Annotated in this window: 12 protein-coding genes, 1 tRNA gene and 1 riboswitch; of the genes, 4 read left to right on the forward strand and 9 right to left on the reverse strand. The window is 54.4% G+C overall.

All coding sequences use genetic code 11. From position 1 onward, the window contains the following. Window positions 1–36: 36 nt before the first annotated feature. The 5 genes from ABLN94_RS06975 to ABLN94_RS06995 are packed head-to-tail and all read right to left on the reverse strand — an operon-like array spanning window position 37 to window position 5,521. Window positions 37–912 (reverse strand): hypothetical protein, encoded by an 876-nt coding sequence (locus tag ABLN94_RS06975; RefSeq protein ID WP_352990859.1) that lies wholly within the window; start codon window positions 910–912, stop codon window positions 37–39. Between the two features lie 23 nt (window positions 913–935). Next, window positions 936–1,337 (reverse strand): hypothetical protein, encoded by a 402-nt coding sequence (locus tag ABLN94_RS06980; RefSeq protein ID WP_352990862.1) that lies wholly within the window; start codon window positions 1,335–1,337, stop codon window positions 936–938. A 22-nt stretch (window positions 1,338–1,359) separates the two neighbouring features. After that, complete coding sequence (locus ABLN94_RS06985; RefSeq protein WP_352990864.1) at window positions 1,360–3,084, reverse strand: dynamin family protein; 1,725 nt, start codon at window positions 3,082–3,084, stop codon at window positions 1,360–1,362. A gap of 8 nt (window positions 3,085–3,092) precedes the next feature. Then, window positions 3,093–5,102 carry a dynamin family protein gene (locus tag ABLN94_RS06990; protein WP_352990867.1) on the reverse strand — a complete coding sequence of 670 codons (2,010 nt, stop codon included), beginning with the start codon at window positions 5,100–5,102 and terminating at the stop codon, window positions 3,093–3,095. 2 nt (window positions 5,103–5,104) lie between these two features. After that, window positions 5,105–5,521: a hypothetical protein gene (locus tag ABLN94_RS06995; RefSeq protein WP_352990869.1), complete on the reverse strand. Its 417-nt coding sequence runs from the start codon at window positions 5,519–5,521 to the stop codon at window positions 5,105–5,107. Window positions 5,522–6,263: 742 nt separating this feature from the next. Between ABLN94_RS06995 and ABLN94_RS07000 the strand changes: the two genes are divergently transcribed. Continuing rightward, window positions 6,264–6,348 (forward strand) — tRNA-Leu (locus tag ABLN94_RS07000). A gap of 285 nt (window positions 6,349–6,633) precedes the next feature. After that, the gene (locus ABLN94_RS07005; protein ID WP_352990871.1) at window positions 6,634–7,104 is read left to right on the forward strand and encodes an aminoacyl-tRNA deacylase; all 471 of its coding nucleotides are present in this window, start codon (window positions 6,634–6,636) and stop codon (window positions 7,102–7,104) included. 615 nt (window positions 7,105–7,719) lie between these two features. Here the strand turns inward: ABLN94_RS07005 and ABLN94_RS07010 are convergent. Then, window positions 7,720–8,271, reverse strand: coding sequence for an isochorismatase family protein (locus ABLN94_RS07010; RefSeq protein ID WP_352990874.1), 552 nt, complete (start codon window positions 8,269–8,271; stop codon window positions 7,720–7,722). Window positions 8,272–8,274: 3 nt separating this feature from the next. Beyond that, window positions 8,275–9,141, reverse strand: coding sequence for a HalD/BesD family halogenase (locus ABLN94_RS07015; protein ID WP_352990876.1), 867 nt, complete (start codon window positions 9,139–9,141; stop codon window positions 8,275–8,277). A 128-nt stretch (window positions 9,142–9,269) separates the two neighbouring features. Here ABLN94_RS07015 and ABLN94_RS07020 point away from each other — a divergent pair, with 128 nt between their 5' ends. Continuing rightward, complete coding sequence (locus ABLN94_RS07020) at window positions 9,270–10,139, forward strand: LysR family transcriptional regulator (protein ID WP_352990878.1); 870 nt, start codon at window positions 9,270–9,272, stop codon at window positions 10,137–10,139. Window positions 10,140–10,289: 150 nt separating this feature from the next. On the opposite strand, the gene thiC is transcribed toward ABLN94_RS07020, so the two are convergent. Next, a complete protein-coding gene (gene thiC / locus ABLN94_RS07025; protein ID WP_352990881.1) occupies window positions 10,290–12,089 on the reverse strand; it encodes a phosphomethylpyrimidine synthase ThiC in 1,800 nt (599 codons plus the stop codon). A gap of 102 nt (window positions 12,090–12,191) precedes the next feature. After that, window positions 12,192–12,312, reverse strand: a riboswitch (TPP riboswitch). Window positions 12,313–12,433: 121 nt separating this feature from the next. Further along, window positions 12,434–12,781 (reverse strand): winged helix-turn-helix transcriptional regulator, encoded by a 348-nt coding sequence (locus ABLN94_RS07030; RefSeq protein ID WP_352990884.1) that lies wholly within the window; start codon window positions 12,779–12,781, stop codon window positions 12,434–12,436. Between the two features lie 86 nt (window positions 12,782–12,867). Between ABLN94_RS07030 and ABLN94_RS07035 the strand changes: the two genes are divergently transcribed. Beyond that, entirely contained in the window at window positions 12,868–14,037 is a 1,170-nt protein-coding gene (locus tag ABLN94_RS07035) for an NAD(P)/FAD-dependent oxidoreductase (RefSeq protein WP_352990886.1), read from the forward strand. Window positions 14,038–14,104 lie beyond the last annotated feature (67 nt).

Consider the following 14,104-nt stretch of genomic DNA (forward strand, 5'->3'; position numbering starts at 1 on the left):
TCGAATTCATCGAAAAATTGAACAATCTGGGAGTAGTCATCCGTCCGGCCTCTTCAAGGAGGTCCAAAGATTGACGACCGCACCCAGTTTACGTGCCTCATGCACGGCTATAGCAAAGCTTTCACCATCGTTGAGAACGGCCACCCCGGCCCCTTTGCCGCCCGATGGCCGCATTACGATCAGTTGCGGATGACTCATCGTGGTGGTCGCGTCTGCATCCCAGCCCGCAAGGTCTTGGGCGAAGCGGGCTAATAGGTCTGCGTCCGGGTGCAGAGGTTCACCCGCTTGACACTTGCCATCGGCGCGTAGCGCCTCAACGCCTGCGCCATCTGCCAAAACACGGCCTTGGGCAAACCGCTCGGACCCTTCGTAAAAAAGCTGGGCCGGAGTGTCGGTGGCCCCTAGTTCGGTTGCGGCGTCGACAGCCGTCGTGTCATGTGGCTCCGAGTCATTGGTAACAATGGAAATGATGGGATCGGCTGGCAATTCGATGCCCTCGCATGCCGCCTCAATCTCGCTGTAGGTAATACCGACATCGTCCGCCTCGAGCGCTGTATCCGGTTGCAAGGAAATCAATTCCAAAGGGGCGGGTGCGCACGCGATGTCACTGACCAACTGTGCCAGTTTGCTGGCTAAATCTTCCCTAGATTCCGTTTCAAAATCCGGGGCAACTCCGGACTGCACGCGGAATACATCGGTCACGCGAGAGCTGTTGACTTCGATAGCAAGGCAATCGCCATTGGCTGCGGTAAATTCCAGGCGACGCGGAAGAATGGTGCCATGTATTGTGCGCAACACCTTTTCGCGCCGAATTTGCGCAGTTTCTCCCGGGATCTTAACTGCCGGAGTCAGGCGTGCCACAGACGAACGCCCGATGTCGTCGAGCATTTCTAGTATGTCCGTATCCATCATCCCGTGACCCCCTCTGATCCGGTTTAAACAGCGGCCGCGACGGACCTGAGGCTCAGATTTGATTTTGTCAGCGCCAAACCGACATTGGCGCTGCTGCGACAGATGTAGCAAACCACGTGATCGGGGTATTCCCTTGTCCGCAAAAAGATATTCAGCCGATCGTTTGAAAACACCGCGATTTCCCCAAAACCCGGGTTTTCCGACCCTTCGGCTCCGGCAGTACGTAACAATTCCTCGAAGGCCTTGATTCCTCGGCCTTGGAACAGGTTAGCCACGGCAATGGCCAGACTGTCCAGAACGTCCGCACTGTCAGGTTCCGAGGTGTTGGTCCCCAGCAACATCCCCGTCTCCATATCTACATACCCGGCTGCGATGCAGTCGGGTATGGTCTTCATTGCGGTATTCAGTGCGGCTTCGATCGTCATCGCCTTTTACCTGCGCTTCTGGTCACAACACATGGTATTCCGCACCACCGTTCTTGGAGCCATTTGGAACCGGATGCTCCGCTCCCTTGGCCTGTCGCGCGAAATGCTCGGCTGAGATTTGGTCGAATTCCTCAAGGAATGCGTTGAAGATTTTTTTCATACCTTCAACATTGTCAGGCAGGTTCTCATCCGCCGTGATCTCGCGCCACATGGACGCCGCACTGAGCGGTGCGCCCGCTGGGACGTTGAGTAAGTCTTCCAGCTTCTCATCACCCTCATTGGACGATGCCGCCTCTTCCGAGGTGTTGCCGTTGGACAAAGGCACAACCTGCATATTCACCAGGCCACTGGATTCCGGTTCCGGTTCGTACTCGTCTTCGGTTCCTTTTGCCTGTTCCGCCAACAACGCGGCAATCGAAGACACCGACATCTTGGCACGCGTTTCTTCGGACTCTTCCGTCGACACGAGTGCTTGCTCAGGTGTTTCTGCAAGCTTGTCTTCCAGCGAAGAAATGAAGTTGTTCGGAGCCGAAATAGGCGTGTCTTCCGCCGATGCTTCCTCGGACAGGAGAGTGTCCTCGTCTTCCAGCTCATCGTCGTCCAACAGATCGAACGGCTCTTCTTCGCTCGACGATTCAATATGTTCTGACAGGTTCAGGCTGTTGTTGGGTGTGTCGCGGAAGAAGGCGCGCAGCTCTTCTTGATTGGGCTCTTGAGAAGCTTCCGCGACAGGAGTTTCGACTGTCATCTCAGCGCGCAGGCGTTCGGCTTCGGCGGCATCAATGCGTTCGCCGCGCTCAGTATCTTCCGTACGACGTTCAACACGGGTGGGACGAACCGGGAAATTGGTGACGACTTCGTCTTCTGAATTTGTCTCTGAGACCGGGTTCACCAATTTCAACGGTGCCGGCTCATTGGCCTGTGCCGTTTTTCCTTTCGGGCGAATGGGACGAACTCGAGGAGCCTCGGAAAGGCTGTTGTCAATTTGATAGCGAGACAGAAGATCGGCGCGATTGTCCATGATCTGTTCGGTGATCTCGAGGAAACTGTCGACCATTTTGCCGCCGCCACTGCGAGTCCAAAGCTCGGCATCACCACTTTTGTCTCGCGCTGTGATTGCGTCACGGGCCGAGAACAGGATTGAACGGTTGAACAGATGGCCCGCCTCGCGGTTGACGCGGCGCAATACCTTCTGGCGGTCTTTCGGACCCAACACGTCAGCACGCGTCACCAGCAACAGAGAGTTGTGTTGCAGACGTTCCGGCAGCGAAACCCAAGTGGCCCGCTCGGTCTCGCGCCAAGCTTGTGTAGCGTGAGTGCACCACAGAACGCCATTGGCGTGACCAACCGCCCGGCGCCAGACATCACTGGAAATCTTTGGGTCGGAAATTCCGGGGGTGTCGATCAAATCCACGGCTTCCAGAATGTCTGATTCTAGGTATATGCGAACGAACTGGGCGTCGTTGACGCCAACAGTGTCCAACTGATCCACGGAGATGTTTTCGCGTCTGCCATCGGGGCGCTGCACATAAGCTGATTGCTTGCCCCAGCTGAACCAGACGGGTGGCAGTTGAGTGGCGGTTACCTGCGTCGGTAGCGCGTGTGAGCGCAGCAAAAAGTTCATCAGCGTCGATTTTCCGGCGCTGAATTCTCCCATCAACGCAAAGATTGGTTTGCGCCGGGACCACTGCTCGATGCGGTTCCATGCCTTAGGAGAGACGAAGCGGGTTTGTGAATCTTTTGCCATATCGCTACTTATGCTGCCTCGTTACTAAGATCTTTCAGGATGTCGCCCAGAATATCGTCGCGCGATTTCTTGGGCGTCACACCTGCCATCAGAGCCGCTTGGTTTGGGTCCTGCTCGGCCGAAGCCGAAATATTCAGCAGGGTTTCTTTCTGCTCGCGCAGGAAGTCGGCCAAACCGGCCCGGACATTTTCAAGAACCGCCGCGATCTGGTTTTCCTCGATGTCTTTGGTGATCGAGTTTGCCTCAGAGGCGATCAAGCGTGTGTAGTCGGCGGCATAAGCCTCGAACCCTTTACGACGTTGCCACCAGCGGCGCCACCATGTACTTTGCAGGTCCAAAGCGATGGTGCGCCCGATGCCAAGCGGCGGCGGAACGCGGGGGACGATTGGTGCCTCAATGCTGAATTCTCCCAGATGGTTGCCCAGCAGTTTTTGATACAAGGCTTCAACGTCAGATGCAGCCGTACTGTAAAGAGCGCCAGCCTCTTTCCGCATCGAACGCGCAAAGCTGAAATAGGCTGCTTTCTGCAGGGTGCGAAGGCCCGCCGGGTCATATTGCCAGGTGCCTTGCTCGCCATTCTTTTCTAGGTGCGCAATCAGAGAATCTGTGGCCCGCTTGACGAAATTGTCTTCTGCCGATTTCAGACGTTCCAGCACTTTGTCTCGCAGGGACGTAGTCAATGCGGCGGCTTTCTTTTCGTACTCTTCGGTTACCTTGACGATGGCTTCCTCGGGTGACACGCCATCCAGATCGCGCACAACGCCCTGACCGTCGGACAGGTTCTTGGCCACCGCAGTCGCGCGAATCTGGCTGGCGATGTTGCGGGCCCGGTGGCGTACGCGATCCAGCAGGCGTGTGCCCGCGCCTTCGGCGATACGTTCGTTCATGGCCAGCAGAAGATCGGGCAGGCCGGACAGAGCCCATATCTTGTCAAGTGACGGAGCCTGATCACCAAACCCGGCAGCCAGATAAAAGGTGTTTAGGGCCTCGCGCGATTCCTCATTCATAATGTCGGGGTTGCCGGTCAAAGCCGCCTCGGCCCAAAGCGCGCTACCGAACACGACACTGGTGTTTGTGTCGATGTTGTTTTGTTTCAGTGTGTCTTGAATCCGGTCGCGGATTTCCGGCACCTGATTCACTGGATCGGAAAGCTCGTCGATCCGGTTCACGAATAGGATGATCTGACGGTTTTCGAACTGTGAGATGATCCGCATCAGCGCCATGTCCATGGTCGTTAGCGCCTGGCTGGCGGCCAGTACAACGACACAGACCTCAGACCCACGCAGGCTGCGCAGAGTGATCTGCTCGCGCACCATGAAGGTATCGTTGACACCGGGCGTGTCGCAGAGCTTCAGAGAGATTGGGTACTGCGGAATGTCCATGAACAGTTCCGCCGATTTGGTCACATCGGCAAAACGCCCTGTCTTGGGGTTGATGTCTGGGTCGTCTTCGTCGCCCAGGCAGACATAGCGCTGAATCAGTTCTTCGTCGAAATAGTCGTACTGATGGCTTTGACCCAGGATCAGGTCGAAATGTTGGCCCAGACGGGCCTCGGATTTGGTCTTCATCTCACCGATCTGACGACGGATGTCCTCCATCTCGTCATCGGCGCCGGCCCGGTTGGCCAACTCGCCCAGACGGCCGCCGCCGACCATGAGGTTGTCCCACTCTTCCTGCTCAAAGAAGGTAAATCTGGCCTTCTTGTCGCCCTCGGTGCGGGTGTTGATGTTGAGCGTCGTAACCACAGAGGTCCACGGGTTCACATCCGAAGGCAACAGGGCAGGGCGCCCAGCCAGAATGTTCACGATCGAAGATTTGCCAGCCTTGACCTGCCCAACCAGCGTGACACTCGCTGTGAAGTTTTCCATCCGGGTCTTTAACGTCGCAAGCCGCGCTGAGGACCGAGCGTCGGCCACCTCTGTCAACTGGTCGATCTGTGTTGACAGGGAAGCCATTGCCGAAGTCATCGGAGTCAGCGCCTCGTTGCCTACGGACAGAAGATGGTCGTTACGCGCCATGGTTAACCTCCGGTTCCAGTAGCGGCGATTTGGTGGTGGCCTTGACAGTCCGGGGAACTGGTCAGGATGTCGATCCGGGCGATCAGGTTCAGGGCATTGCCCAGAATTTCTGCTTCGGCATCAGGTGAGATATCTTCATATGCATGAGAATCGGCCAGCACTTCGATTGAGCTGAATTGTTCACTGTTCTCCAGCATGGCCAGGCGACGCCCTGTCGGAAAACCCTGGGACTTGGTCTTTGGCAGCGGCATACGAGAGTTGGCAAGAAGGTAGTGCCCTCCGGAGTGTGTGCGCAGCGAAACTCCAAAACCCGTGTTCGGATGATTCCGGTTCAGAGATTTCAATTCCCCAAGGAAACTTTCGCGTGCAAGACCAACGGCATCTTGCTCGGCAGCAGCGGCATTCATCGTATCGGTCACGGCTAAGACCCTTGTGTTCGAGTTGAGCAAAAAAACTGGTACTGTACCCGCGGGCAAAAAGACTCGTTAACTCCCACGCTTTATCAATTACTGGCAACGCGGTGTTATTTTGACGCGAATAAGATTTTTTGGCGTTTGAAATGTGGCGCAAATATGATCCACTCTCTTCGTGGAACTTCAACCCACGGGCGTGTTCACGAACTACGCCCATCATCGCAAGTTTGAGTACGTGTCGGGGATCAAGTGATTGGGTGAAGAGGTTTTCTCGTTGCGTTTTCGTCGAAAACTATACAATTAAACGAAAATATCACAGAGCATGTTGCCGGAAGTGAGTCTGGAAGCTCATTGGGCAAGAGCTTTGGTTTATGAGCTCTGCATCGTGCATGTTATCGCGCGTATCGAATTACTCAACGTAAGCGCGTTTAACCTGAATGACATTTCAATTGTTTTCTATTAGGTAACAATTGGCTCAGCGCTTTAAATAGCAGAAAATCCACACTGCTCATTATTAAGCGAACAATCCAAATCCGTGTTGTCTCAATTTTTTAAGGAAAATGTCCTCTGTATGATTCCTCGGTCGTGATATGAACCCGCGCTTGTGCGGGCCGGGTGCGGCAACTGTCCTGAACAGGATTGTTGCGAGATAGAGGCCAATAAACTTTGGTGCAAGCTATTTTCCCTCTCGCACTCCGTCGCAGGCTTTGTTATTGACCGCGTCATTCCGGCACATAGCGCCGGTAGTGCGGGTGTGGCGAAATTGGTAGACGCACCAGATTTAGGTTCTGGCGCCGCAAGGCGTGGGGGTTCAAGTCCCTCCACCCGCACCAAATATCACAAAACTTCTCAAAATAATGATGCAAATTCCTTGATTGATGTGAGGTCCTGTTTCTAGCCCAAAATTAAGGATTTTGATAGAATCCCTAAGCAAGCTGTTCTGGATTCAGGCTTCGACAGGCTCTAGCCCGTTCTCTGTTTGAGGATGGCCTATCACTCCCCCCTTGCCCGTTCTGCCCATTGGGCGCACAATATGAGCTCATACACCAAAATGCGCCTTGGGTGCGTACCGTGACACGCTTCGCGTCCGGGGCGCCTTCTACGATATGGAGGGCACAATGACTATTGCATCTCGCCTGAAGCACCATTTGGACGCCCAGGGGATTCCCTTTGACACTGTCCCGCATCCCTATGCCGCCACTGCAAGCGAATGCGCTGAAGCAGCACACGTACCTGGTGACCATCTTGCAAAATCCGTCGTAATACACATGGAGGAGGGTCCGATCCTTGCGGTTCTTCCCAGCAATCATCAGATCGACCTCACCGCGCTACAATCGATGATGGACCGCCGTCTTGGCTTGGCCCCCGAGTCCGAAATGCGCGAACTGTTTGATGATTGCGCCGTTGGCGCGGTACCACCTGTGGGCGACGCCTATAATCTGCCGACCGTAGTGGACAACAGCCTCACCGGACTCGACAGGATTTGGTTCGAAGCCGGAGACCATAAAACTCTTGTTGAGATGCGTGGTAAGGACTTCGATATGATGATGAAAGATGTAAAACACGGCACTTTCTGCTGCATGCATTAGGCTCCAGCGAAACTCTTCACGGATTAACCCCGCCCCGACGGGGTTATTCCTGCATTGGCAAGTGATGCTAAAATGCTAAGCATACACGGCTCTTCTAAGATTTCTTCTGCCGCTTTCTGAGTTGCTTTGCTGCATCAGCAGCGCTCTTGAGGGGTTAATTCAGCGGCATCTTATCTTTGCAGTACTTCCAATGATGGAATTTGGGAATGGGCTTATTGGTACTACCACGCATGCCTTGTACTCATCCCTATTCGCATTTTCCCTCTAGCCATCCACTTTCGCACGGCGGGTGGTAATATTTCGTTAACAAATTGTGCCGTGCAGCAAAGCTGGCTAGTGCTCGAAAACCTTACTCACAGCCGGTGAGAGCCTACGACAAGTTTCTAGGCTCAGGATTCTTAACCAGTATTCCAAGTCACAACACGGCGCCGTATGCCGTAGGTAAAAGTACACGTCGTACAAACCATATCCTTGGGAAAGCGACAGCCTTTCAAAGAGACCATACTGAGACTGTCCGAGAACTATTTGCGCCAAGCAAATTCCTGAACAGGCTGCCCCGTCAATCTAAACTAAAAATCTGCGAAACAACCAAACAAAGCACTCGTCTGCTGATTTCTACATCCTCAAAATGTCCTGCGTTTTCTTCACCGACGCTATTTCGCCTTCAAGTGTCGCCATCGAAACCGAATGTATCTGGTCCGCGCTATGATACACGCCATCCGGTCCGGTTATGCCATATGTCCAGACCGCGTCGGCGGCATAGATAGGCTGGTATCCTAAGTCCGCAGCGCTGCGGGTTGTCGATTCAACGCAATGGTTGGCGGTCGCACCACACATGATAACGCGTTCTACGCCTGCTTTGCACAATATATCTTGCAATGTAGTCCCCACAAATCCGCTGCTACCGGTTTTGATGACCACGGGCTCACCCGGCTCCGGGGCGGCAACGGGCTGAACCGCTGATCCAGCGGCATCAGGATGAAACGGGTCATCCGGGTCTGTCCCTTGGTGATGGATATGCACCACTATATTCCCTGCGCTGCGAAACTTTTCCAAAAGCAGCGCGATGTTGCTCTCCGCCTCGGGGCAAGATCGTTCCGTTCCGGAGGCATCCTCGTTCGCCAACGCCATCTGTACATCAATCACCAGCAACGCCGTTTCCATCATAAATTACCCCTGCACGGCCGCCGCGGCATTGCGGCTGTCCAATATCTTTCTCACACGTTCACCGTAAATTCGGACGTTGATCTCGTCGTCAAGGACGCGGTTTGGTTGTTCATCATACGTCATAATCGCAGAAATGCGCGGCAGTGTGCCTTCAACCTTAGTCACCCCATGCAGCGAATAACCGCCACGGAACAGGGTGAACGCTCCTGCGCCGCGGGAAAATGTCTGCGCCTGAGACATATCGCCAGCCAACAGCCGATCTACGGCCTCGCGATCTTCGCCAACGTCATCTCGTGAATTCGGAAGAAACGTGAATTCACCGCCTTTCTCAGCAGCTTGGAGCAACAGCGTCACGGTGCATTCCGTCGTGTCGTAATGCCACGCGTGCCAGCTTTCCGGGTGCAGCGCGACGACATTGAGCGCCTGAAATTCATCAGCGCAACGGTAGAGGCGATCCTTTTTCTGAACCCGGCGCACAAATTCCGTCAATACCTCGGAATGGTAAAGCTGTTTAAGCTCGGTTTCCGCTGGGATTTGGTCATCCGCAAGCTGGACCGCGATGTGCGTGAACTCTTTCCGTCTTGGGTCGTCTTCGGGCAGTGAGGGATCGATAGCACCCTGATAGATGTTGCGTTTTACATGCAGGACCTCGGCGGTTGGCAAAAGATCGTTGGCCTCGCCATTCAACTGTTCAAGCGCCTCAGTGTGAATAAAACCAGCCAGATTGCACCAGCCTTGCTCATCCATGAGGCGCTGACATTCGGTCAAAAACTCCGCGCCAGCTCCGCTGTCCAAATCTGCAATTGGATAGCGATCAAGATCAATGAAATCCAGGGCGACATCGTGTTGCACCAGAAGTGTGTCCGTCATCGAGAACTCCCTGCGATTAAACGCAGATGTTTGGAAAAGGGATCGTCTAAGACACTATCCGCGAGCGGGCTGCTCCAATAAAATGAAATAATAACCGCTCATGAACACAAATAATTTATGGAAGTTCGATGCGTCACAATCTGAATCTGAACTGGTTGCGCAGCTTTGAAGCGGCAGCGCGACTGCTGAGCTTCACCGCAGCCAGCCGTGAAATTGGATTGACCCAAACCGCCGTCAGCCAGCATATCAAAGCGCTTGAGGCGCAACTGGATGCCAAGCTGTTTCTACGTCGCCCCAAAAGCCTGCATTTGACTGATGCAGGCAAGGCCTATCTGGTGACCGTGCGCCAGGCGCTGGACATATTGGAAATGTCGACCACAGGTCTCTTTGGGCCGCGTCAAGCGCGTACCATCACGGTACGCGCCTCCATGGCATTCAACATGTGGCTGTCTGCCCGGCTTGATGATTTCTTTCACAAGCATCCTGACACTGGCGTCAAAATATTGACGTCGATCTGGAAAAGCCCCTCGGATCAACAGCCTGTAGACGTTGACATCATCCTTGCCTCGCAGGAGTCTGCAAGACCAGACTTGGAATTGCTGTCGGCAGAGATGATTGTTCCGATCAGCAGCATCGGGTCCGACCAAGTGATACATGTGCCGGATGATCTGTTGCGGCAATCGCCGATTCACATCATGGGGTTCGACGATCACTGGGCACGGTACCTGTCTGCCTACGGGTTGGAATTTGAAGGCTCAGCCGGAAGTCTGATCACTGATACTTCAACCGCCGCAATCGAAATGGTTGCTGCCGGGCTGGGATGTGCGGTTGTCATAGAAAGATTTGCCCGACAGGCTATCCAGTCCGGTCAGAAAGTTCGTGTTGTTGGAGAGCCGAAGAAACTCGGACAAGCCCATTTTCTCGTTCGAAAAGAACGCCGTGACGCCAACCAGACGCATGTCAAAGAGTTTGAAGAGTGGCTCAGTCGCCAGTTCTAGAAACAATCGCTCAGAGTGCAGTTCCCGCGAGAGCGGGCGATGCAGCAAGTTCGGATTTCCGGATTGGCTTTTAGACTCATACCCATGTTTCGGGTTGTGCGAGCTCCAAAGCCGAACCGAGGCCAGCAAGGCCGGCCTCGGTAGTCATGATTAGGCACCCGTTTCCTTAATAGGCATGTACAAGTCCCCTCCTTTGCGGAACTTCGCGGCCATGATTTCCATCCCTTCTTTCTGCGCTTCAGATCGAATGTCGTGACTGATCCTCATGGAACAGAATTTGGGTCCGCACATGGAACAAAAATGGGCGACTTTATGCGCCTCTTTCGGCAGCGTCTGGTCATGGAACTCGCGCGCAGTGTCCGGATCGAGCGATAGGTTGAATTGATCCTCCCAGCGGAATTCGAACCGTGCGCGCGACAGAGCATCGTCGCGACGTTGTGCGCCGGGCAGGCCTTTGGCTAAATCCGCAGCGTGGGCAGCGATCTTGTAGGTGATCACTCCAGTTTTCACATCGTCCCGGTCAGGTAGGCCAAGATGTTCCTTAGGCGTTACATAGCACAGCATTGCACAGCCGAACCAACCGATCATGGCTGCACCGATGCCGCTGGTGATGTGGTCATATCCTGGTGCGATATCGGTGGTGAGCGGCCCAAGTGTGTAAAACGGTGCCTCGTGGCAACATTCCAGTTGCTTGTCCATATTCTCCTTGATCTTGTGCATGGCTACATGGCCCGGCCCCTCAATCATGACCTGGCAATCTTTGGCCCAAGCGATCTTTGTCAACTCGCCCAGTGTTTCCAGCTCGGCAAACTGCGCCTCGTCATTGGCGTCAGCAATCGAGCCCGGGCGCAATCCGTCCCCAAGGCTGAACGCCACATCGTATTGGCGGCAGATATCGCAGATCTCTTCGAAATGCTCGAAAAGAAAACTTTCCTGGTGATGATGGAGGCACCATTTGGCCATGATTGAACCGCCACGCGAGACGATCCCAGTTACGCGATTCACCGTCATTGGCACCATATGCAGCCGCACACCCGCATGGATGGTGAAATAGTCCACACCCTGTTCTGCTTGCTCGATCAGCGTGTCGCGGAAGACCTCCCAGGTGAGGTTCTCGGCAATGCCGTTCACCTTCTCCAGTGCCTGATACATTGGAACCGTACCAATTGGCACCGGGCTGTTTCGAATGATCCATTCGCGCGTGTTATGGATATTGCGACCCGTGGAAAGGTCCATCACCGTGTCCGCCCCCCAGCGGATCGCCCAGACCAGTTTGTCGACCTCCTCCTCCATCGAAGACGTCACGGCAGACGTGCCCATATTGGCGTTGATTTTCACAAGGAAGTTGCGCCCGATGATCATCGGCTCGGATTCAGGGTGGTTGATGTTGTTGGGAAGAATTGCGCGTCCCGCGGCAATTTCTGACCTTACGAATTCCGGGGTTACGTAGTCGGGAATATTGGCACCAAAATCGTTGCCATCACGATGACAGGGCGAGGTTTCACGCAACTGGTTCTCGCGGATCGCTACAAATTCCATTTCCGGAGTAATGATCCCGGCGCGTGCATATGCCAATTGAGTTGGGGCCGCGCCATCCTTGCCACGCAGCGGTTTCGGTTTGACTGGAAATTCCGGGGTCAGCCTGTCCCCTTCAACAAAACCATTATCGGCGGCAGTGATCGCGCGGCCTTCATAAGCTTCGACATCACCGCGCGCTTTAATCCACTTGGCTCGTAGTGGTGCCAGACCCTTCTTGATATCGGTCACCACATTCGGGTCGGTATAGGGACCCGAGCTGTCATAGACCGGCAGCGGTGCCTCGCCGGCTGTGGGATGAGTAGATATTTCGCGCATAGGCACGCGGATTTCGGCATGGACCTCACCCGCAACGTAAATCTTGCGCGAAGCGGGCAGTTCGCCGGTGGTAATCTTTGGATTTGGTACGTTCATTTTGGCGCTCCTCAAGCACTGGACTCAAAAAAACACCAGATGAGCATGGAGAGGAGGCAAAGGCGGAATACGCCTTATGTTCAGATCGCACGAGCCAAATGCAGCAAAGCGACCTTAGCTTCCTACGCCAGTGTCAACTGGGTCAGGTTCAAAGGGTCGCGTCACCGGGTATTCACCCTATCAGCCTCTCAGTCCCTTAGGTGGGACTCCCCTGCGTAAACCCGCGATAGAGCGGAACAGGCCTGTTGTAAAGACCTAGAGTGCGGTCAAAAACGCCAGCACCTACAGAGTCGACTCCGGCGCGGCATATTGTTTGCCAATTGAGCCAACACTAACTGACCAAGCTAGCTCGGAGGGGTCTTGGGGCTCGGTAATTTGTCAGCGTTCTGCACAGCCCACTCGTGCATTTCATGCAGCAGTGGGATCAGACTTTGGCCCAGAGGTGTGAGGCTGTACTCGACATGTGGCGGTATGGTCTGGAAGTCCTTGCGAGAGACAAGCCCTGTCTCCTGCAGTTCGCTGAGTTGGCGCGCCAGTGTGCGATGTGTGATGGCCCCCAGGTTGCGTTGGAGTTGATTGAACCGACAGTTGCCCTGCACCAGCCAATAGATGATCAGCAGCTTCCAGCGTCCAGAAATGGCCGAGATCAGCGTTTCAATCTGGCAGTGTTCCTCATGTTTATCTAGTTTCATTGCAGTATCCTGAATGACCGTACTTGTTCGATCGCCCGTGCAAAATTAACTGGCGCTCAAAGCATCAGGCTGCAATGTGGGATACAATGACCAAAAAGAAAATCGTGATCGTGGGTGGGGGCTATGTCGGGTTCGAGGTTGCCCAGAAACTGGACGCTTATGCGGATGTCACCCTGATTGAACAGCGAGAAGCTTTCGTGCAGCCGCACGCGGCGATCCGTTCTCTGGTTGAACCTGCCTTATTGGACCAGATCATACTACCTTACGACAACTTGCTGGAGGCAGGAAAAGTCGTTCGGGGTTGTGCCGCTTCTATCACTCAGTCAGAGGTCACGTTAGATACAGGCACTTCCTTTCAAGCAGACTTCATCGTGATTGCGACCGGATCGTCCTATGCCGCTCCGTTCAAACCATCGGGTGACAGCATCGCCGATTTCCGGCAGACCAGTATGAAAGTCAGCGCGCAACTGGCAAAGGCGTCCTCAGTCGCTATCGTCGGGGCAGGCGCCGTGGGCACAGAACTCGCGGGTGAGATTGCTTCGGCCCAGCCGGGAAAAATCATCACCTTGATTTCGTCCGATGACGCCTTGTTCCCAAAGTATCCGGCCAAGTTGGGGGCGCAGTTGAAAGCTAAACTCGAACGCCTCGGCGTTACCGTTGTGTCGGGCCAAAAAGCGCAGAACCTGCGCTATATGGATCAGCCTTTCGAAGGGTCTGTGACCTTGACCGATGGCCGGGTGATTGAGGCTGACCTTGTGTTTCCCGTGACCGGTTCAAGACCCCAAACGTCCTTGGTCCAGAACTTGCCGGGCGTAAGGTTAGGGGCGTCGGGCCGGGTAAAAACCGACAATTGGTTGCGTCCCTCCGACTATCCAAATGTCTTCGTTGCCGGGGACATTGCCGATGTCGGTGACAGCATGACAATTGTTGCGACAACCCGACAAAATCCCTGGCTCATCAAAACGCTTAAGAAAATGTTGGGTGGTGCATCCGTTGAGAGCCTGAAGCCCTACTCGCCATGGAAAAAAGCTCCCATTTTGGTGCCGCTTGGCCCGGTCATCGGCAATAGCTGGCTCTTTGCAACCTGCGGTGACTGGGTCACTCGAATGATCAAAGGAAAAGAGCTTCTTATTCCCAAATATCGCAAGGCATTTGGTCTTGCCAACGCTGGAGAGTATGCCGGGGTGACGGAAGCCTGGCATCAGAACGCATCAGATAAGTCTTCCGCCAATTCGCGCCAGGTTGATGAGTCTTGATAATCAAAAACAGTTGCAGCCGGGAGTTTCCCAAATCGCTCTTCAATATCGAGCATGAGTATAAGGC

Source organism: Ruegeria sp. SCP11 (assembly GCF_040329455.1).
GTDB classification, from domain to species: Bacteria; Pseudomonadota; Alphaproteobacteria; order Rhodobacterales; family Rhodobacteraceae; genus Ruegeria; species Ruegeria atlantica_E.

Bases quoted from the DNA above. Each gene is read 5' to 3' on its own strand.
- ABLN94_RS06990 (WP_352990867.1), bottom strand. From the start codon at position 5,102: ATGGCGCGTAACGACCATCTTCTGTCCGTAGGCAACGAGGCGCTGACT.
- ABLN94_RS07035 (WP_352990886.1), top strand. From the start codon at position 12,868: ATGACCAAAAAGAAAATCGTGATCGTGGGTGGGGGCTATGTCGGGTTC.
- thiC (WP_352990881.1), bottom strand. From the start codon at position 12,089: ATGAACGTACCAAATCCAAAGATTACCACCGGCGAACTGCCCGCTTCG.
- ABLN94_RS06975 (WP_352990859.1), bottom strand. From the start codon at position 912: ATGATGGATACGGACATACTAGAAATGCTCGACGACATCGGGCGTTCG.
- ABLN94_RS07030 (WP_352990884.1), bottom strand. From the start codon at position 12,781: ATGAAACTAGATAAACATGAGGAACACTGCCAGATTGAAACGCTGATC.
- ABLN94_RS07015 (WP_352990876.1), bottom strand. From the start codon at position 9,141: ATGACGGACACACTTCTGGTGCAACACGATGTCGCCCTGGATTTCATT.
- ABLN94_RS06980 (WP_352990862.1), bottom strand. From the start codon at position 1,337: ATGACGATCGAAGCCGCACTGAATACCGCAATGAAGACCATACCCGAC.
- ABLN94_RS07010 (WP_352990874.1), bottom strand. From the start codon at position 8,271: ATGATGGAAACGGCGTTGCTGGTGATTGATGTACAGATGGCGTTGGCG.
- ABLN94_RS06985 (WP_352990864.1), bottom strand. From the start codon at position 3,084: ATGGCAAAAGATTCACAAACCCGCTTCGTCTCTCCTAAGGCATGGAAC.
- ABLN94_RS07020 (WP_352990878.1), top strand. From the start codon at position 9,270: ATGCGTCACAATCTGAATCTGAACTGGTTGCGCAGCTTTGAAGCGGCA.
- ABLN94_RS07005 (WP_352990871.1), top strand. From the start codon at position 6,634: ATGACTATTGCATCTCGCCTGAAGCACCATTTGGACGCCCAGGGGATT.